The following is a 20,321-nucleotide window of genomic DNA, read 5'->3' as shown; positions in this document are numbered from 1 at the left end:
TTTTGCCACGGAGGAAACTGAAATGTCCGAACAATCTATCATCAGGCTGAATGACGGCCATCTTATGCCACAGTTAGGGCTCGGCGTCTGGCAGGCTTCAGTAGAAGAAACCCGACACGCCGTCCGACACGCATTGCAAACCGGCTACCGATCTATCGATACCGCAGCCATTTATCAGAACGAAGAAGGCGTTGGTCAGGCATTAAGTGAAGCGGCACTACCACGGGAAAATCTGTTTATTACCACCAAACTGTGGAACAGTGACCAGACCCGCGCGGCTGAAGCTCTCGAACTTAGCCTGAAGAAATTACAGCTTGATTATGTTGATCTATACCTTATCCACTGGCCCTGTCCGCAACAGAATGACTATATCGGCGCCTGGCAGCAACTGATTGAGTTGCAGAAGCAGGGGCTGATTAAAAGTATCGGTGTATGTAATTTTCAGCAGGAGCATCTGCAAAACATTATTCGTGAAACCGGCGTAACCCCGGTGATTAATCAGATAGAACTGCATCCTCTGTTTCAACAACGTCCGATGCATGCATGGAACGGGTTGCATCACATTCAGACTGAATCATGGAGCCCGCTGGCACAAGGCGGTAAAGGCGTATTCGATCACCCGAAAATTCAGTATCTGGCGGATAAATACCAGAAAACACCGGCACAAATCGTTATCCGTTGGCATATCGATAATGGGCTGGTAGTCATCCCGAAATCTGTCACAGCAAAACGGATTGAAGAGAATTTCGCGGTATTTGATTTTAGCCTGGAAAAAACCGAGCTGACTGATCTGACCGTGCTGGAAGCAGGTAAAAGGCTGGGGCCGGATCCGGATACCTTTAACCGGACCTGAACCGAAAATGCCACGTTAGCCACTGCGAATGCAGTGGCTAAACCACGAATTTTTGCAGCAGGCGAATAGCCCGGATCATGGCTTCGTCCCGAAGTTCACCATAATCGTGATCATCGTTTTGTACACCCTGCAAAATACTAATCAAGCCCTGAACCGACAGTTCCCGCCCGTCACCCAGCAACTCCAGAACAGCACCACCTATCTCATTACAGAGGGCTTTTGCCTCAGTGAAATCATCTGCCTGTGACATCATATCCTCCGGAGAAACGCGGTTAGTTAATCGCCTGCTGAACCATCAGCTGACCGGCGCAGCCACGATCGGCCAGCTCCAGATTCTGACTATAGTAGACAAACGGGAAATGCTCCGAAGAACTTTGCGGAAAAGTCACCAACAACTCGACACTGCCATCCACCCAGACAGTATCTTTCCAGCCACGATCCTCTACCATTGCCGGTGCGCCGTTAATACTGATAATCAGGAACATTGCCCCCTGAATATGGAACGGCTGAGGCTGATTTGCCTGGATTGTCCAGCGTTCTACTGCGCCCTGTTGCACCACAGTATCAATCCGTTTCAGATCCCAGGCTTTACCATTAATTCCTGCCGGTGAATCATCCAGCTGTATCTGGCGGCTGCCGGAAACATTATTCGCCTGCGGCTGGGGAGCCAGCTGCGAAGGTATGCCATCAGTGACCAGCGGTAATAATCCGGTCGGACGCAGAGTTAGTACCAGTGTTGATGTCAGGATCGATGAAGGTTCGAAAATACCTTTGATCCGCTCAATTAAGGTCGCGGCAGTACCGGCAGTGATTGAGACGTCATTCCCCTGGGAGAGATCTACCAACACTTCACGACGTTCCCCCGGAGCCAGTGATAACTGTTGCACAGTGACCGCTGAAGGTAAAAAGCCCTGATCACCGGCAATCACTGTGAAAGGCCGGTTATCACTGAGCTGTAGCTGATAACGACGAGCGTTTGAGGCGTTGAGTAACCGTAAACGGACCCAGCCTCTGGAGACATTGACATAAGGTTCGCGGATACCATTAACCAGCAGAATATCGCCGTAAAATCCTTCGTCTGCGCCACTGTCGTAGACCGGCGAGCCAAAGTTATCCAGACGTTTATCCTGGATAATCAACGGGAAATCATCCACTCCATAGTGTTTAGGCAACGGCAATGACTTACTGTTGTCATCTTCAATCAACCACATGCCGGCCAGGCCATTATAAACATGGGGTGCCATATGGTGAGGAGTATCCGCATGGTACCAGCAGGTGGCTGCAGCCTGACGCACCGGCAGTATGGGCGCCCAGTCTACATTCGGCGAAATCTGTCGTGGTGCCCCACCGTTTAACGCGCCCTGTACCTGCAATCCGCTGACCGTCATCGACACCGGCTCAGACAGACGGTTGCTGTAAATCAGTTTTACATCATCGCCATTATGAACTCTGACCGTCGGCCCGAGGTAAAGTCCGTTAAACCCCCAGACCGGAACTTTACTGGTGCCATTAAATGCCCAGTGGCTGGCCTGTAAAGTCAGAAATAGTGGCTGACCACGGCGCGATTCAAGCAGAGGTGGTACCGGCAGAGCATTTTCTCCGGTGTCTGCTGCCAGCGCACTGTGCGGCAGCAAAGTACTGCCAAGAGCTGCGCCGGCGGATAACTGCAGAAACTGACGACGGTTAAAAGACATAATACTTCCGACCTTATACTGATAACACTGCAGGTGGTGATTCACCACAAACAAGCAACACGCCTGGCAAACCTTTTGCCGTGGCGAACAACTATTTTTCCTGTGCCCGGCGGGCAACTTCTTCATTTAACACTTCAAGCCTGGCTGACATCAGTTCACGACAATGCGTTGCCAGCTTACGTGCAGACTGACCTTCAAATTGTTTTATATCCACCGGGGGAAGCATTTCAACAATCACCAGCCCGTTACGCCAGCGGTTCAGCTTAATCTGGTTATGCGTGTTGGAAATAACAATCGGAATTACCGGTACACCGGCAGCCAGGGCTGCATGAAACGCACCGGTTTTAAAAGGCAGCAATCCGCGACCACGGCTACGGGTTCCTTCCGGAAACATCCAGAAAGAGATGTCTTTCTTTTTAAACTGAGCCACTAATTCACTGATAGTGTCGTGAGCCTTACTGCGGTTATCACGATCAATCAACAGGTTTCCGGTCAGCCAGTACAGCTGGCCAAAAAAAGGTATCCACGCCAGGCTTTTTTTACCGACGGTTACGGTTGGCGGCTGAACCATATTCGCGGCCGTCACCATATCGTAGTTATTCTGGTGGTTAGCAATATAGATGGCATTACCGAAGTTGTCGGCATCCGCAGGTTTGCGTAACTCAACACGGATTCCAAACACGGTGTTCAGACGTCCAAAGGCATGAGCAAAGGTGGCAACATGTCGCGGATTTCTCGGTGAAAAACAGCACCAGAGACAACCAAATACACAGACGAAAATAGAATAAATAACAACGATAATTGCGCGCACAATTAACAGCATAACAACCTCATAATAGCAGCCTGCTTCACTTCCATCCCTGAAGCGCAGACAGAAACTCCATTGCGGGCAACACCGCAATGGCAGTAGTCATCAGAACTCAGATAAACAGCCGGCAAGTATAACGTTTTTTTTACTCTTCGCAGTGATTGCCGGCAGATTTATCATTCTGCAGTGTCCGCCACATCCTGATTCAGTGACGGAGCGTCGACTTCGACCCGATCAATTCGTTGCAGACCACGAGGCAACAATGTACCCCGCCGTCCGCGCTCGGTTCTGAATTTTTGTAAATCATCTTCACGCAGCATCAGCTTGCGTTTGCCCACATGTAAAGTCACCACACTCTGAGGTGGCAGCAGTAACAACCAGGCCAGTTTATCGCTCCCCGCAGCAGCTTCGGCAGCAGGAATGGAGATGATCTTATTCCCTTTGCCTTTTGACAACTGTGGCAGATCTTTCACCGGGAACATCAGCATCCGCCCTGCCGCAGTAATCGCCAGCAACATATCTTCATCACTGTGCACTGCCAGCGGCGTCATGACTTTGGCATTCGCAGGTAAACTCAGTACGGCTTTACCGGCACGATTTCGCGACAGCAAATCGTTAAAGGTGCAGATAAAGCCATAACCGGCGTCAGAGGCCATCAGCAAGCGCTGATCGTCGGCTTCCATCAGTACCTGCTCCACCACGGCCCCCGGTGGTGGGGTCAGTTTGCCGGTCAGCGGTTCTCCCTGTCCACGGGCAGAAGGCAGGCTGTTAGGATCCAGGGTGTAGCTACGGCCGGTAGAGTCAATAAACGACACCGGCAGATTACTTTTACCTTTTGCTGACGCCAGATAACTGTCACCTGCTTTGTAGCTCAGCCCGGCCGGATCAATATCATGGCCTTTGGCACTTCTTACCCAGCCCATCTGCGACAGCACAACTGTCACCGGCTCTGAAGGAACAAGGTCTGTTTCACTGATAGCTTTCGCTTCCTCACGTTCCCGCAACGGAGAACGGCGGGAGTCACCATAAGTTTTACTGTCAGCCTGCAGCTCTTTCTTCAGCAGGGTATTCATTTTACGCTCAGAGGCCAGCAGTGCCTGTAATTCATCACGTTCTTTCGCCAGTTCATCCTGTTCACCGCGAATCTTCATCTCCTCAAGTTTTGCAAGGTGACGTAATTTCAGTTCAAGGATGGCTTCAGCCTGGGTTTCGCTGATGGAAAAACGTGACATCAGGACAGCTTTCGGCTCATCCTCATGGCGAATAATCTCAATAACTTCATCAATATTCAGGAAGGCAATCAGCAAACCTTCCAGAATATGCAGTCTGTTCAGCACCTTATCCAGACGGAAGGTTAACCGCTTACGGACTGTCTCACGACGATACACCAGCCATTCACTGAGAATCTCCAGCAGGTTCTTCACTGCCGGGCGGTTATCCAGGCCGATCATATTCAGGTTAATGCGGTAGCTTTTTTCCAGATCCGTCGTGGCGAACAGGTGGTTCATCAGAGGATCAGCATCTACTCTGCTGGAACGAGGTACAATCACCAGTCGGGTCGGGTTTTCATGGTCGGATTCGTCTCGCAGATCCTCAACCATCGGCAGTTTTTTATTGCGCATCTGAGCCGCAATCTGCTCCAGCACCTTGGCGCCGGACACCTGATGAGGCAGCGCGGTGATAACAATTTCGCCCTCTTCTTTCTTCCAGACTGCGCGCTGACGAACACTGCCGCGACCGTTTTCATAAATCTTACGGATTTCGCTGCGCGGGGTAATAATTTCAGCTTCGGTCGGGAAGTCAGGCCCCTGAACAATATCCAGTAACTCATCGAGTGAGGTATTGGGTTTATCAATCAGGGTAATTGCCGCATCGGCGACTTCACGTAAATTGTGTGGAGGAATATCAGTTGCCATCCCCACCGCAATACCGGTCGTGCCGTTCAGCAGGATATTTGGCAACCTGGCAGGCAGCATTTTCGGCTCCTGCAAAGTACCATCAAAGTTGGCCACATAATCTACCGTGCCCTGCCCCAGTTCACTGAGCAGTAACTCGGCATAACGTGACAAACGCGATTCGGTGTAACGCATGGCTGCAAAGGATTTAGGATCATCCGGAGCACCCCAGTTCCCCTGCCCGTCAACCAGTGGATAACGGTATGAGAAAGGCTGAGCCATCAGCACCATTGCTTCGTAACAGGCGCTGTCACCGTGTGGATGATATTTACCCAGAACATCCCCGACGGTACGTGCCGACTTTTTAAACTTTGCACTGGCATTTAATCCCAGCTCAGACATTGCATAAATAATACGCCGCTGAACTGGCTTGAGTCCGTCCCCGATATAAGGAAGAGCCCTGTCCATGATTACGTACATGGAGTAATTCAGGTATGCGTTCTCGGTAAATTTGTGCAATGCAAGACGTTCTGCACCGTCCCGGGTCATGTCACTCATTGATTATCAATCCTCACTTCGCAGCCAGACAGACACCCGTCTGTGGCAGTTCTCTGCCGGGGATAGTACCTTATTCGCCGTGCTTAGTCACAGGTGCGTTACCGACTGTGCCGCAGCTTTCGCCTGCAATTGGGTTACAGGCGTAAAAAAATATCAGTATCGCTTATCCGGGCAAATCTCTTTACTGCCAGAGACAGGAGTTATAAGCCTGCGGCGCCCAGCCATTGCTCAGCGATTTTCCGGTATTCGCCGGTCTCCTGACTCAGATGCTGCCACTGATCGACATACTGTTTCCAGCTGCTGTCATCACGGGGGATCATGTAAGCTTTTTCACCATATTGCAGTGGTGCTTTGGGATTCAGTGCGCATAAGCCCGGATTACGCCCTTGCTGATATTCTGCTTCAGAGGCATCCGTGATCATAACATCCGCCTTGCCGCTGAGAATTTGGCCAAATATGGTGACATTATCCGGGAACAGGGTCAGAGTAGCTCGCGGCAGATACTGATGAACAAAGGCTTCATTAGTACCCCCGGCCGGTTCAGTTACCCTCACCTCCGGCCGATTCAGCTGTTCAACTGTCTGATACTTCTCACGGTCAGCACAACGAACCAGGGGAATTTTTCCGTCACTGCCAAGGGGTCTGGCAAACCAGGCAATTCGCTGGCGATTCAAAGTGACTGACACCCCACCTACCGCAATATCACAATGCTGGCTGATAAAATCGTTGCTGAGAGTCTTCCAGCGGGTCGCAATCCACTGCGGTTTTGCCCCGAGGCTGGCAGCGAGTGATTCCGCCATCGAAATATCCAGCCCTTCATATTGCCCGTCAGGCCGCAGAAAGCTGTAGGGCTTGTAATCTCCGGTGGTACAAACCCTTAATACTTTTGTCTGTAACACGGTGTCGAGATGTGATTGCGCACTGGCCATCACCGGCAGTAACAGCAAGGCCGTAGAAAGTTTCTTTAACATCTTTTTTTCCCGGAAGCAGCGATAGAACATAACATTCCCTGATTATTGCACTGGCTGCAAAGGTATTATGCAAAACAGGCCATTTTTTTCTGCATCGCGGCAGTTAACAATAGGCGCATACATTTTAAGAGGAACACACTATGAGTAAGATCCTGATTATTGACGGGGGCACCACCTTCGGCCATTCCGCCGGACGCCTGAACCATACCCTTAGCGATGAAGGCGCCAGCGAACTGAGCCGCCTTGGGCATGAAGTGTCAGTCACCCGCATCGACCAGGGATACGACATTGAAGCAGAAATCGAAAAATTCGCCAGTCATGACACCGTTATCCTGCAAATGCCGGGTTGGTGGATGGGTGAACCCTGGACGGTGAAAAAATATATCGACGAAGTCTTTACCTATGGTCACGGGCGCCTGTACGCCAGTGATGGTCGTACCCGTGCCGACAGTGAAAAGAAATATGGGTCCGGCGGGCTGTTACAGGGGAAAACATATATGTTGTCACTGACCTGGAACGCTCCGTTACAGGCGTTTACCGACCCTCAGCAATTCTTCGAAGGCGTTGGCGTGGATGGGGTATACCTGCACAGCCACAAAGCGTTCCAGTTCCTGGGAATGAGTGGTTTACCAACCTTTATCTGTAATGATGTGATTAAAGATCCTCAGGTTCCTGTGTACCTGGAAAACTATCGCCAGCATTTACAGCAGGTATTCGGTTAATTTTTTGCTGTAGCCGTCGGTGGCAACAACAGGTGGTGTTCAATCACAGCCTGTTGCAGATAATCCAGAAAACAGCGAATACGAACAGTCAGAGCAGTATTACGGTAATACAGCGCATGAACCGGTAATAACATACTCTGTATTTCCTGCTCCAGTATCGGTACCAGCCGGCCTTCCCGCACCGCGGTTTTCGAGGCAAAATCCGACAGTCTTGCGATTCCCTGGCCGGCAATGGCCAGTTGCAGTAATGTCTCGCCACTCGATGCACGAAGCGTCGGGGTAATCTGAATAAATTCCTGACGATGATTGAAGATTGGCCAGTGGTTATGCACCACCGGCTGAGTAAATCCCAGAGTACGGTGATCTGCCAGTTGCTCTGTCTGTTCCGGCACACCATAACGTCGCAGATAGTCCGGACTGGCAAATAACCGCAGAGGGCTGTAGCCAAGGATCCGTGCGTGAATACGGGAATCCTGTAACGCGCCCATACGAATCGCGATATCGGTTTGCTGTTCCAGCAGATCAATCGGCAGATCATCGGTAGTAAGTTCCGGATCGATCTGTGGATAACGGCTGATAAATCCCCCCAGCAGCGGCACGATAACATGCTGCATAAATGAAGGAGCAGTATTAATCCGCAACCGCCCGGAAGGGGTTTCACGGCGTACTGCCAGTTCATCTTCTGCCGATGCCACAGATTCCAGAATTTGTCTGGCCCGTTGCAGAAACAGATTCCCTTCAGAGGTCAGCGCCATCCGTCGGGTTGTTCGCAACATCAGTGTGGTATCCAGTTTGCTCTCCAGACGGCTGAGCGAACGGCTAACAGAAGAGACCGTCATTGCCAGTTGTCCAGCAGCTGCGGTAATAGAACCACTGTCTGCTACCGCAACCCAGATTCGCATATCTTCCAGTGTAACTTTCATTGATAAGTTCAGTGGTCCCTGGCCATCCCCCGGTTGTGCGCCAGTGGATGGTCCTGTCAACATTCAAAGACTGCAGTTTGCCACTGTCAGGCCGGTGGCTGCCAGAGAACCCGCACAAAATACCTGTCGGGAAGAAATGACCGGTTGTCTGTTGTCAGACGATTTGCCCTTCCATAACATAAAAATCGCCACCCATGGTGGTGTAGTAAGCATAAGAGCGACCGGTACTGAAGTTATCACAATGCACCACTGTATTATTATCCGATTCCTGCCAGCTGATCAGAAAACTGCCATCAGCGAGTTCGCGCCACTGAAAAGGAACATCCATAACCGTACCGGTCAGCTCACCACTAAGAAATTCCACGGTAATAATTTCCTGATTTGGATGATAACTGTTTTTTACCACCAGCCCGTTATTCATTGTCAGAGTGAAACTTTTACCTGCATGTGGAAACTGAATTGCCATTGTGATTCTCCTTCAAATTTTATTCGCAGCACCCGGTGTTAACCGGCCTGCTAACCCGTGCAGAATATCACTCAGGCGGTGAGTTCTGCAGACCAGGGAATACTAACTGTTACCAGGCTTACGGATAATCTACAATCAGGAACTAGTGAATAGAAAAATATTCCTTAATTTATTAAGAGATAAAAATATGTATTCAGTCAAAGACTTATCGGTGTTTATCCGCGCAGCCCAAAGCCATAGCTTTGCCGAGGCAGCCAGTAGCCTGGGGTTAACCGCATCCGCCGTCGGTAAAGTGATTCAGAAAATTGAAGATCGTCACAACATCCGGCTGTTTAAGCGCAACACCCGTCATATTTTCCTGACCGAAGAAGGGGAAGTCCTGCTACATCATGCCATGACGATTGTCGGGGAGTTTGATAATGCGGTGAACGCTTTCAGCGAACTGAAAAACAGTGAACGGGGAAAACTTAAGATCAGTATCCCGAATATTGATTTACTGTTTGGTGAGTTACTGGCCGATTTTATGCGCGATCATCCACAGACCGAACTGGAAATCGATGTGAATGATGAGCATAGCGATATCATTAAAGACGGTTTCGATGCTGTTATTCGTTTTGGCGAAAGTGCCGATTCACGACTATATGCCCGGACTATCGGCACGCTGACCATGGGAGTGTTCCATGCCCCTGACTATCAGCCGACCGATATACTCACAGCTAACCAGTTTCTGCTCTACCGTTTTCCTTCCACCGGAAAAACGGAACACTGGGATGGAGCGCTGCCGTTTGATCCGCGGGCGGTAAAACACGCCAGTGTGATTAATTCAATCCCACTTATCCACCGCCTGTGCCTGGCCGGCGGTGGTCTGGCGTGGTTACCGGAAGCCTTGTGTCATGAGGACTTGCGGGCGGGTCGTCTGCAGAAAATGGCAGGCAGCGAAACCACCCAGCGTACCGTCAATATTGTCTGGCCAAACAATCGCAATGCCGGGCTAAGACTGCGTGCCTTTATACAGTTTTTTGCCCGGGAATTTATGAACCATCCGATGCTGAAACCGCCCGCAATGGTTCCAGCGGCAGATAGAGGAATGTCAGATCCAGCCAGCGACCAAACTTAGTTCCTACTTCCGGAATTCTGACTTCACCGGTAAAGCCGAGTGACTGATGCAATGCAATCGACGCCAGATTTTCGGATTCGATAGCGGCGACCATGACATGCAATCCCTGCGCGACTGCCATCGAAATAAGCTCATTCATCAGCAACCGCCCCGCCCCTTTACCACGAAAGTCATGCCGGACATAAACCGAATGTTCAACGGTAAAACGGTAACCTTCTTTCGCACTCCACTCTCCATAGCTTGCATAACCGGCAACCTTTTGCTGATCATCCGTAATAACTATCACCGGATAACCTGCCTGTTGCCGCTGGACCATCCATGACTTGCGCTCTTCGCCATCTACAGTGTGATCAGTCCAGATAGCCGCTGAATGGACAACAGCATGGTTATAGATACCGGCAATCGCTTCACAATCCTCAACACTGGCGTGGCGTATTTTCATGGTGGACACTCTCCGCTTTGTTTACTAAAATGGACAATCATTCAATATAGTGAATATCCACCATGATAGACGAAATGTCCAGTAAAGAAGACGATATAAATATACGCATCGGCCTGAAGGTAAAAAGCGAGCGGGAAAATCGTGGCTGGTCGTTGACCACTCTGGCGGATCATTCCGGTGTGTCACGGGCTATGATCCATAAAATTGAGCGCGGAGAAAGCAGCCCGACAGCCACACTTCTGGCAAGACTGGCCGGGGCGTTTGGTTTCTCAATGTCACAGCTCATTGCTCTGTCTGAAGTGACCGCCGGAACACTGTTACGCCATGATCAGCAGCCGGTCTGGCAGGACCCGGAAACCGGTTATATCCGGCGTCATGTCTCCCCCGGAGCAATCCCCGTTGATCTGGTCAGTGTCGAATTACCGGCCAGGGTTTCGGTGCCCATGCCAGCCATCTCTTATATGTCACGCAGGCAACTGATATGGGTGCTGGAAGGTGAGCTTGTGTTTACCGAAGGCAATCACCGCTTTACGCTGAGTTGTGGCGATTGTCTTGAATTAGGTGATCCTGTGGATTGCATTTTTACCAACGCCAGTGACCAGTTGTGTCGCTATGCCGTGGTGGTTCTGAAAGCGCAGTAAGCTACAGTTGACGGAGGGTTATCCCCTCCGTAGTAACACCAGACTGACTACGGTTGTGATACCCGCAGTAATGCCTCTTCCAGTGATGCAGGGAACATCTGACCGTGGCTCAGACCGGGAAACAACAGATAACTCGCCGCGATACCTTTATCATGTAACTGAGTTACCGTTTTACTGACCGCCCCCAGGACATCATTACCTGGAGCCGCATTTTTTCGCTGCGGGTCACCATCACCTTCCATCAGGAACAGTTGTTTATCCCTTAGCCGGTCAACAGGAAGTGACACCATTTGTGTCAGCAAACCAAAATCCATCTGCCCCAGTGACGGGCTGGCGGCATAATACTGATGAAAGAAATCCGAATTAACGTAAGAATCCAGGACCCACAGTCCGGCAAAAGAGTGCCCCCATACCCCACGCCGGGCAGTATTCAGCGGCAGATTTTGTTCAGTCTGTGGCGCGATAGTACCTTCCAGCAATTTTCGGAATATTAAACTCCCGCCAGTTGGTCTGCCACGGCGATCCAGTTGCAGTGCAGATCCATCCCGCGAAGCAGCCTCCGGAGTATAATCATAGGTCCGCCCTTTAAGATCGAAAGGCAGATCAGTCTGATAACCAACCGCTATAATCACCGGTGGATTATGTTGCGACAGTTTTTCCAGCAATGGCTCAGAGAGCTTATCCATCACCGAGTTTCCGTCCAGCATATACAGCACCGGATATCCTTTCACCGGCGGAGCTTTATCCGGAATGGCAGTCCAGACCTTGTAGTGTCGTTGCCCGTCTGCTGAATCGAAGGTTTTTACTGTGAAGTGATATACGGCCGAACCTTTATCCGCAATATTGGGTCCCAGGGGGGCCATATTTGGTCTGGCATTCGCCACAGAACAAGCACCGGCAATGCATCCGGTAATACAGATCAGGGATATCAGAGTTTTGTAGCCAGTCAGCCTGCGGCCAGAAGCATTCATCAACTTTTCTCTCTCTAATAGCAATACCGCCGGCAAAAGCAGGCGGTATTGGGTTAATTCCGTCAGGTATCTGCTGAGATAATGCCTGAACAGGGCAGCAGATCGCCGCCCTGTGGGCCGGATTATCAGAAGTGCATTCCCAGTTCCATGTAGTAGGTACGTCCTGATTCGTTATAGGTCCGGGCTCCGGCGCCATAGGCGTAGGTACCACTGGCTCCGGAGGTTAAGGCATTCCCCTCACGGTAATGACGTTTATCCAGCAGATTATCAATACCCGCAGTCACATCCACATTTTTATTCACGTTGTAGACGGCACTGAAGCCAAATACCGCATAAGGATTGACCTGCCAGGTTTCGGTACCTGAGGTCGCTTCACCCTGAGTATTATATTTTTGTGGTTTCTGTCTACCATACCAGGTCATGGTGCCCTGGACCGCTAAATCATCGGTCGCCTGCCAGTCCAGCGTCGAGTTAATGGTAAATTTAGGGATAATCGACAGGTAATCACCGGTAGATTTATTCTCATTAGCAATGATATAGGTGAAGTTGTTATTCATCGTCACACTATCACTGATTGGGAAGTTAAGGGTTCCTTCCAGTCCCTCCACCAGTGACTTAGGTACGTTAGTCCACTGATAAACATTGGAGGTACCGTTATAGTATGCAGAGCTGGTTCCGGCAGCGATTTTGTTACGGTAATCGTTGCGATACCAGGTCAGACCGGCCTGAACACCTTCATGATGGTATTCAATCCCAATCTCTTTATTGATACTGGTTTCAGCCTTCAGATTTTTATTCCCTTGCAGATAGCAAGTCGCCCCTGTGTCATAACAACCGTTACCATTGCTGTACAACAGGTAGTTAGGGTTAGTCTGGTACAGGTTTGGTGCTTTCCATGCACGGGCAATCCCCATTTTCAGAGTGAAGTCATCACCCAGATCCTGAGACAGGTTCAGAGACGGGCTGATATTACTGCCGGTATAGGACTGATGGTTTAACCGTACACCCGGGGTCAGTTTAGTGGAGTCGGTCAGGTCAATGTTATCTTCGGTATAGATACCCCAGATATTTGCTGAACTGTATTCACTGCGGTTGGTTTCTGATACGCCTCCAATCTCTGAGGTTGCCGCATAAGTGTTCGAGGTCGGATCTTTCATCGCCTGATGGTTAAACTCAGCACCAAAGGTCAGATTTTGCTCCACCCAGCCATTGATCGGAATATTAATATCTGAGTGGACATTAGTATCATTCAGATTAATGGTCGCAAAACCTTCATCCGTGGTCGAAAACAGCCCTTCTAATCCGCCGGACAAACCTTCTTTCAGACGGGTATTACGTGTTTTCTCGAACTGGATGTAGTTATTGGTGGTGACACCATTATCCCACGCACCGGTATATTTAAGCGCCAGAGTCTGGCGATAAATAATGTTGGTTGATTTACCGTAGTAAGCTTTGGTCAGAGTTGAACTGTTGGTATTCTGGGTATCTCCGGCGTACAGGTTACCCTGGCGGCTGTAACCTGCATCTAACTCCAGCGCTTGCATCGGAGCAAATTCCCAGCGCAGTACACCGTTAATATTTTTGTTGATAACCCCTTCACGACCGGCCGGAACCATACCGGCATATTTTCCTGTACGCTCTGCGGAATGGCCGTCGTTAATATTCTGGCCATCGGCCTGGGTTTTGCTCCAGTTGCCATACAGACGCATAGTCAGAGTATCGGTCAGTCCGCCACTCAGATCGAAGTTTTCACGTTTAGTCGCACCTTCCTGTTTGTGCTCCGGTACGTTGTAATAGCTGTTAAAGCTGCCATGCCAGGTTTTACCGGTCGGTTTAGTGACAATATTCACTACCCCACCCATAGCGCCATTACCGTACATTGCTGCAGCAGGTCCGCGAATAACTTCGATATGATCGATCATCTCCGGAGGTACCCAGTTGCTGTCGCCGCGGGTATCACGTTCGCCACGCCAGCCATAACGTACCGAGTTCTTACTGCTGACCGGCATACCGTCGATAAGGATCAGCGTATTTTCCGGTCCCATACCACGGATATCAATCTGTCGGTTGTTACCGCGCTGACCACTGGTCGAGTTGCCCGTCAGGTTAACGCCAGGCATGGTACGGATAATTTCAGATACATCGCGCTGGATCGGATGTTTTTTGATAGCTTCCTGATCGATGATCGATACGCCGGGCGCCTGTAAAGTCTGTACCCGCCCGGTCACCACAATGGTGGCATCGTCCTCTTTTTTGGCTTCAGGAGTGACTACTTTTTTTGTTTCAGCGGATGTCTGTTTTTTAACCGTAGCACCGGTACTTTGCGGGATATTCTGATCTGAGGAATCTGTCGCATTCGACAGAGGAGTCATAAAACTGCCTGCTACCAGCGATGCCAGCAGCGAGTATTTCAATGATTTATTTGCCATAGAATTGTAAAATTACTGTGTATTATTATTGAACAGAAATAGTAATGAGAATTATTCCTAATATCAATAACGTTTTGAAACACAAAGTAAAGAAACCGTAAAGCCCTTTAACCGGGCGAGGGATACCGGTAGCAAAGCCAGTAAATACAAAGGGTTTTACCTGTTAAACCTGTGGTTTACAATGGAAAATCCCGACCATTTTTGGCAATTATTGAATAGAACAAATATTTTATTACAAATAGAATTGAACGCTTTTTTAATTTTTTAATGTCAGCTTAATCTAAGGTTGCAATGAATACATCCCGACAGGGTATCTATCTGGTTTTACTCGCCGCTACGCTGTGGGGAAGCTCAGGAGTCTGTGCCCAGTATCTTTTTGAATCATATCATTTTAGTGCCGGCGGGATGACAATGATCCGCCTGCTGGCAGCCGGTTTACTGCTTACCTTGCTTGGAATATTGCAGGGTAATCATCCGCTGGCGATGTTTCGGGAAACCGCGACTTTAAAACGGCTGCTGATTTTCAGTGTATTTGGCACGCTGTTAGTCCAGCTTTCATTTCTGATCACCATCCAAAAAACCAACGCGGCAACCGCAACGGTATTGCAGTTTCTGACCCCGGTGGTGTTGGTGTTATATACCATGTTCACCAAAAGAACCTTGCCGGGGCTGGTGATTTTTATCGCTGTGCTGACTTCGCTGGCAGGTACTGTATTAATGGCGACTCACGGCGATCTGACCTCATTGCAGCTTCCTTTGTGGGGGCTATTCTGGGGGCTGATATCTGCCGGAGCGGCGGCATTTAACTCTTCTTATTCGTCAGGACTGATTCGCCAGTTCGGAACCCTGCCGGTGGTTGGAATTAGTATGCTGATCGCCGGATGTTGTCTGATACCGTTCTGCCTGCCGGGACTGCATCTGCGCCAGCTGGATGCTACCGGCTGGCTGGCTTTAGGATATCTGGTTCTGGTGGGAACGGCCTTAACGTTTAGCCTGTTTCTCAGAGGAGCATTTCTGACAGGCAGCCAGAATGCCAGCATCCTGAGCTGTGCTGAGCCTCTGAGCAGTACCGTGCTGTCAGTATTATTGCTGGGAGTATCGTTTGGTGTGGCCGAGTGGGCAGGATCGTTGTTGATTATTCTGTCGGTGATATTTATAACCGTGGCACCGGACAAACAGCGGGCGAAAACAACCTTAACCGAGCTGTAAACCTGTTGCGGTTCAGAGCGGAGCAGCATTTAAACAGAGCTTGCTCCGTCAGGTCATTACCGGCAGACGACGGGTCTGCCGGCAAACAACTAGACTTCGATATCGACTTTATCACCGCGCTCCTGCAACCAGTTACGACGGTCTTCTGAGCGTTTCTTCGCCAGCAACATATCCATGACTTTCAGGGTTTCATCCACATCATCATCATCGACCGTCAGCTGAACCAGGCGGCGGGTATTAGGATCAAGGGTGGTCTCGCGCAACTGCAGCGGGTTCATCTCACCCAGGCCTTTAAAGCGCTGAACGTTCACTTTACCGCGCTTACGTTTCAGTTGTTCCAGAACCCCGGCTTTCTCATCTTCATCCAGCGCATAATAGACTTCTTTGCCAAGATCGATACGGTACAACGGCGGCATAGCCACATAGACATGCCCCCCTTTCACCAGCGCACGGAAATGACGAACGAACAGCGCACACAGTAACGTGGCGATATGCAGTCCGTCGGAGTCAGCATCGGCCAGGATACAAATCTTACCGTAGCGTAACAGGCTGAGATCTTCGCTGTCCGGATCAATACCAATCGCCACAGAAATATCATGAACTTCCTGCGATGCCAGCACTTCATCGGAAGATACTTCCCAGGTGTTCAGAATCTTACCTTTCAACGGCATAATGGCCTGATATTCACGATCCCGGGCCTGTTTTGCCGAGCCTCCGGCGGAATCACCTTCCACAAGGAACAACTCGGTTTTATTCAAATCCTGCGCGGTACAATCGGCCAGTTTCCCGGGCAGTGCCGGACCACTGGTAATTTTCTTACGAACAACCTTTTTCGCTGCCCGCATCCGTCGTTGAGCACTGGCAATGGCCATTTCAGCCAGTTGTTCGGCCAACTGAACATTCTGATTCAGCCACAGGCTGAAAGCATCTTTAACCACTCCGGAAACGAAGGCCGCTGTCTGGCGGGAAGATAGACGCTCTTTGGTCTGCCCGGCAAACTGCGGATCCTGCATTTTTACCGACAATACATAGGCACAACGATCCCAGATATCTTCCGCCGAGAGTTTGACTCCGCGTGGCAAAATATTCCGGTATTCGCAGAAATTACGCATCGCGTCCAACAGTCCCTGACGCAGACCGTTAACATGGGTTCCGCCCTGCATGGTCGGAATCAGGTTAACATAGCTTTCTGTCAGCAACTCCCCGCCTTCCGGTAACCAAAGTAACGCCCAGTCAACAGCTTCAGTATCGCCGGCAAAGCTACCGACAAACGGTTGTTCAGGTAAGGTTGGCAGGCCATCTACCGCTTCTTTCAGATAATCCGTCAGCCCGTCCTGATAACACCAGCGTTGCTCTGTGTTATTTGCTTTATCGTTGAAAATAATTTCTACGCCCGGACAGAGCACGGCTTTTGCTTTCAGCAAATGAGTCAGGCGGGAGACAGAAAAGCGCGGGCTGTCAAAGAATGATGCATCGGGCCAGAAACGCACACGGGTGCCGCTGTTGCGACGGCCAACGGTGCCGGTGACCCGCAGGTCTTCCACTTTTTCGCCATGCTCAAACGCCATCTCGTAGATTTCGCCATTACGACGAACCGCCACTTCGACCCGCGTAGACAAGGCATTAACTACTGAGATGCCGACACCATGCAGGCCGCCGGAGAACTGATAGTTTTTGTTTGAGAACTTACCCCCGGCATGCAGGCGGCAAAAAATTAATTCAATTGCCGGAACACCTTCTTCAGGGTGAATATCGACCGGCATTCCCCGACCGTCATCAATCACTTCCAGTGACTGATCAGCATGCAGGATTACTTCCACACGTTTGGCGTGTCCGGCCAGTGCTTCATCGATACTGTTATCGATGACTTCCTGCCCAAGGTGGTTAGGACGCGTGGTATCCGTATACATGCCGGGGCGCCGACGAACAGGCTCCAGCCCGGTCAGTACCTCAATAGCATCCGCGTTATAACTTGATTGAGTCATCGTTCTCTTTTCGTTAGTTCTGAATTTTGTTAGCCGGGTGCGAAGCTATTCGCAGGCTATCCCCAGGAAATCAATAAGCTGTGCAAAATAGCGATCAATGCCCTGGAAGGCATGATCTCCTCCTTCCTCGATGGTCTGCCGGCAGGCGGAGTAATACTCCAGCGCGACGCGGTAATCGAGGACCTCATCTCCGGTCTGCAATAACAGCCAGATCAGATCCGGAGCATCAAGGGGATCAATATGCATCACCTTCAGATCATAGATATGGCGAGACTCTAACACATAATGTTGCCCGGTGTATGGGTTCCGGTTGTCGCCAAGAAAATCTTCCAGCAGTTCAAAAGGCCGGGTCGCGGGGTTAATCACCACTGCCGGCAGCGTAAAACATTGTGACAACCAGGTCGCATAAAAGCCACCGAGCGAAGAACCAACAATTCCCAGCGGAAGCCCGGCATGTTGCATCACCAGTTCTTCCAGCATCAAAGCGGCCTGGTCCGGATAAGCAGGCAACTGAGGGATAAGCATGGTAATTTCCGGATGGTGCTGCTGAATCCATTGCTGTAACAAGGTCGCTTTTGCTGAACGGGGGGAACTGTTAAAACCATGCAGATAGAGCAAGGTGGACATTAGTTAATATCCTTCTGATTCCAGATCAGGCAGAAATTCGCGGGTATTCAGACGGCACACCTGAGTCGTCAGCTGACCGTCGGCTCCCAGTGTCAGCCAGCGCCAGCCTGGCGCGACAGAATCAATAGTGAATCCGGAACAGTGAGGTTTGAACTGGACACAGGTTGAGGGCGTCGCCAGTACTCTGCGGCCCTGCCAAATCTCGTCCATTTCCTGATGAATATGTCCGCAAAGCAGGGTCGCTGCGCGTGGGTATTTTTGCAGAATCATATCCAGCTGATGAGAATTTCGCAGGCTGTGCTGATCCAGCCAGCTGCATCCTGAGGCCACAGGATGATGGTGTAGCAAAATCACGGTATCCCGGTCGGGATAGGCAGCCAGAGCTTTTTCCAGCCATTCCAGTTGGAACTCACTCAGCATCCCATGAGGAACCCCATAGACCTGGCTATCCAGCAACAGCATTTGCCAGCGTTGACCCAGCAAAACATGTTTAGACTGGCTGATACCCGCTTTCGCCAGGGTATCGTACATGGCAGGCTGAAAGTCGTGATTTCCGGGTAGCCATACACAAGGCGCAGTAAACCGCTGGACACCTTCCGCAAAATGCTGATAGGCCTCCACAGAATGATCCTGCGACAAATCACCGGTAGCAATAATCAGATCATAATGCTGTTGCTGAGCGATCACCGCATCCAGCACTGCCTGATAACCCGACCAGGTATTGACCCCCAGCAGAGATTCGTCTTTTCCCTTAAACAAATGCGTGTCGGTAATTTGCAGCACTCTGATCTGCGAATCGTCAGCAATCCCAGGGACTAACACACTATCCAAGGCAAATCCTTAGTGAGCACACCATTATTCTTTAATATACGGCCTCTGCCATTGCTCCGTGAATCAGGCAATAACGTAGCCATTCGGCAAGAAACTGGTTTATCTGATGTTTTTCATCACGCTGATGCAATTTTTTATTCGGGTAATCATAGCGTGCTTTAAAACGATAGATCTGTTGAGTCGAACACACTTCCGCAACCATAGCATCATGATAAAGTCTGACAGACATCGCTGGCAGACTCCAGTAACTTACTGCAGGAGCTATCTGGCTGATATTGACTCTGGTTGTGTAACGCGTTGATTCTTCAATGGTCAGACGATATCTGGCACCATTGATCTGATAGGTAATTGTGGCACCTTCCTGTTCATCACGTGGTAACAGACGACGCAACTGAGCGTAATTAGTCTCATTAAGTCGCATCATCTCAGGAAAATCCGGGGTGTAACGTTGTCTCATGTGGTTATCCACTCTTGTTTCAGTCTTTCGTGGTGCAGTTCCAGCCATTGCAAAGCAATTACTGAGGCTGCGTTATCTATAATCCCCTCTTCTACCCATTGATAAGCCTGTCCCCGGCTCACCACCCGAACCAGAATATCCTCATTCTCTTCTTCGAGCCCGTGATATCCCGTCGCCTGGCTGGCATCGACTTCTCCGACCATTATCGAAATTCGTTCACTGGTTCCCCCGGGGCTTGTCAGATAATTTAGCACAGGTTTAATACGGCCAACGGTTAATCCTGCTTCTTCCATTGCTTCACGGCGGGCAACATCTTCATCGGACTCCCCTGGCTCGATCATACCCGCCACCATCTCCAGTAACCAGGGAGTCACTGAATTATCATAGGCAGGAATACGGATTTGTTCTGTCAGAACCAGTTGGTCGCGGTTTGCATCATACAGCATCAATACTACAGCATTTCCACGTTCCAGGACTTCACGGATAACCACATCACTCATTCCTCCGTTATATAAACGGTGGCGAAACTGGTACTTTACTAATGAGAAAAAACCGTTATAAACCTGATCTCTGGTAATAATTTCGACATCACTGCGCCCGAAAATAATCGGAGATGATGTTAATTTATGCATCGTTGACTCCTGATAACGTATACTGACAAGCTGATGTAAAGTTATATACTGCAATTGTTACACCCCGTTGCAGGGGATTCTGGTCCTTTA

At 50.1% G+C, this 20,321-nt stretch carries 20 protein-coding genes; 5 read left to right on the top strand and 15 right to left on the bottom strand.

Features of this window, described 5'->3' with window-relative positions; all coding sequences use genetic code 11:
- Positions 1–22 precede the first annotated feature (22 nt).
- Positions 23–853, top strand: coding sequence for a 2,5-didehydrogluconate reductase DkgA (gene dkgA, locus A7K98_RS03405; protein ID WP_087487305.1), 831 nt, complete (start codon positions 23–25; stop codon positions 851–853).
- Positions 854–890: 37 nt separating this feature from the next.
- Here dkgA and A7K98_RS03400 read toward each other — a convergent pair whose 3' ends face one another.
- From A7K98_RS03400 to A7K98_RS03380, 5 genes are all read right to left on the bottom strand, one after another.
- A complete protein-coding gene (locus tag A7K98_RS03400) occupies positions 891–1,106 on the bottom strand; it encodes a hypothetical protein (RefSeq protein WP_157665836.1) in 216 nt (71 codons plus the stop codon).
- 19 nt (positions 1,107–1,125) lie between these two features.
- On the bottom strand, positions 1,126–2,547 hold the full coding sequence (gene ftsP, locus A7K98_RS03395) for a cell division protein FtsP (RefSeq protein WP_087490343.1): 1,422 nt from the start codon (positions 2,545–2,547) through the stop codon (positions 1,126–1,128).
- 91 nt (positions 2,548–2,638) lie between these two features.
- Positions 2,639–3,370: a 1-acylglycerol-3-phosphate O-acyltransferase gene (locus A7K98_RS03390; RefSeq protein ID WP_087487303.1), complete on the bottom strand. Its 732-nt coding sequence runs from the start codon at positions 3,368–3,370 to the stop codon at positions 2,639–2,641.
- A gap of 161 nt (positions 3,371–3,531) precedes the next feature.
- Positions 3,532–5,808, bottom strand: coding sequence for a DNA topoisomerase IV subunit A (parC, locus tag A7K98_RS03385; protein WP_087487302.1), 2,277 nt, complete (start codon positions 5,806–5,808; stop codon positions 3,532–3,534).
- 200 nt (positions 5,809–6,008) lie between these two features.
- Entirely contained in the window at positions 6,009–6,779 is a 771-nt protein-coding gene (locus A7K98_RS03380; protein ID WP_087490342.1) for a transporter substrate-binding domain-containing protein, read from the bottom strand.
- 140 nt (positions 6,780–6,919) lie between these two features.
- Between A7K98_RS03380 and A7K98_RS03375 the strand changes: the two genes are divergently transcribed.
- Entirely contained in the window at positions 6,920–7,501 is a 582-nt protein-coding gene (locus A7K98_RS03375; RefSeq protein WP_087487301.1) for an NAD(P)H-dependent oxidoreductase, read from the top strand.
- Here the strand turns inward: A7K98_RS03375 and A7K98_RS03370 are convergent.
- Positions 7,498–8,424, bottom strand: coding sequence for a LysR substrate-binding domain-containing protein (locus A7K98_RS03370; protein WP_087487300.1), 927 nt, complete (start codon positions 8,422–8,424; stop codon positions 7,498–7,500). The two genes, A7K98_RS03375 and A7K98_RS03370, sit on opposite strands and share 4 nt — an antisense overlap.
- Before the next feature lie 154 nt (positions 8,425–8,578).
- Entirely contained in the window at positions 8,579–8,890 is a 312-nt protein-coding gene (locus tag A7K98_RS03365; RefSeq protein ID WP_087487299.1) for a MoaF-related domain-containing protein, read from the bottom strand.
- Between the two features lie 187 nt (positions 8,891–9,077).
- Between A7K98_RS03365 and A7K98_RS03360 the strand changes: the two genes are divergently transcribed.
- Positions 9,078–10,007, top strand: coding sequence for a LysR family transcriptional regulator (locus tag A7K98_RS03360; protein WP_087487298.1), 930 nt, complete (start codon positions 9,078–9,080; stop codon positions 10,005–10,007).
- Here A7K98_RS03360 and A7K98_RS03355 read toward each other — a convergent pair.
- Entirely contained in the window at positions 9,922–10,449 is a 528-nt protein-coding gene (locus A7K98_RS03355; protein ID WP_087487297.1) for a GNAT family N-acetyltransferase, read from the bottom strand. The genes A7K98_RS03360 and A7K98_RS03355 overlap by 86 nt on opposite strands.
- Before the next feature lie 62 nt (positions 10,450–10,511).
- On the opposite strand from A7K98_RS03355, the gene A7K98_RS03350 reads away from it, so the two are divergent.
- On the top strand, positions 10,512–11,090 hold the full coding sequence (locus A7K98_RS03350) for a helix-turn-helix domain-containing protein (protein ID WP_087487296.1): 579 nt from the start codon (positions 10,512–10,514) through the stop codon (positions 11,088–11,090).
- Positions 11,091–11,137: 47 nt separating this feature from the next.
- Here the strand turns inward: A7K98_RS03350 and A7K98_RS03345 are convergent, their stop codons facing one another.
- The gene (locus A7K98_RS03345) at positions 11,138–12,061 is read right to left on the bottom strand and encodes an alpha/beta hydrolase (protein ID WP_198361140.1); all 924 of its coding nucleotides are present in this window, start codon (positions 12,059–12,061) and stop codon (positions 11,138–11,140) included.
- 125 nt (positions 12,062–12,186) lie between these two features.
- Positions 12,187–14,490 (bottom strand): TonB-dependent siderophore receptor, encoded by a 2,304-nt coding sequence (locus tag A7K98_RS03340; RefSeq protein WP_232461586.1) that lies wholly within the window; start codon positions 14,488–14,490, stop codon positions 12,187–12,189.
- Positions 14,491–14,781: 291 nt separating this feature from the next.
- On the opposite strand from A7K98_RS03340, the gene A7K98_RS03335 reads away from it, so the two are divergent.
- Positions 14,782–15,699 carry a DMT family transporter gene (locus A7K98_RS03335; RefSeq protein WP_087487295.1) on the top strand — a complete coding sequence of 306 codons (918 nt, stop codon included), beginning with the start codon at positions 14,782–14,784 and terminating at the stop codon, positions 15,697–15,699.
- Positions 15,700–15,788: 89 nt separating this feature from the next.
- On the opposite strand, the gene parE is transcribed toward A7K98_RS03335, so the two are convergent.
- Genes parE through nudF form a run of 5 tightly spaced genes read right to left on the bottom strand, consistent with a single transcriptional unit; the run spans position 15,789 to position 20,231 of the window.
- Positions 15,789–17,684, bottom strand: coding sequence for a DNA topoisomerase IV subunit B (gene parE, locus A7K98_RS03330; protein WP_087487294.1), 1,896 nt, complete (start codon positions 17,682–17,684; stop codon positions 15,789–15,791).
- Between the two features lie 45 nt (positions 17,685–17,729).
- The gene (gene yqiA / locus A7K98_RS03325) at positions 17,730–18,311 is read right to left on the bottom strand and encodes an esterase YqiA (protein ID WP_087487293.1); all 582 of its coding nucleotides are present in this window, start codon (positions 18,309–18,311) and stop codon (positions 17,730–17,732) included.
- Positions 18,312–18,314: 3 nt separating this feature from the next.
- On the bottom strand, positions 18,315–19,142 hold the full coding sequence (gene cpdA, locus A7K98_RS03320; protein WP_087487292.1) for a 3',5'-cyclic-AMP phosphodiesterase: 828 nt from the start codon (positions 19,140–19,142) through the stop codon (positions 18,315–18,317).
- A 31-nt stretch (positions 19,143–19,173) separates the two neighbouring features.
- Positions 19,174–19,599 carry a DUF1249 family protein gene (locus tag A7K98_RS03315; protein WP_087487291.1) on the bottom strand — a complete coding sequence of 142 codons (426 nt, stop codon included), beginning with the start codon at positions 19,597–19,599 and terminating at the stop codon, positions 19,174–19,176.
- Positions 19,596–20,231, bottom strand: a complete 636-nt coding sequence (gene nudF, locus A7K98_RS03310) for an ADP-ribose diphosphatase (protein WP_087487290.1) — start codon at positions 20,229–20,231, stop codon at positions 19,596–19,598. Before nudF ends, A7K98_RS03315 begins: the two co-directional genes overlap by 4 nt.
- Positions 20,232–20,321 lie beyond the last annotated feature (90 nt).

It is taken from the genome of Tatumella citrea (assembly GCF_002163585.1).
Lineage (GTDB): Bacteria > Pseudomonadota > Gammaproteobacteria > Enterobacterales > Enterobacteriaceae > Tatumella > Tatumella citrea.
The sequence above is the reverse complement of the archived record's forward strand: the minus strand, read 5'-3'. Positions and strand labels throughout refer to the sequence as shown.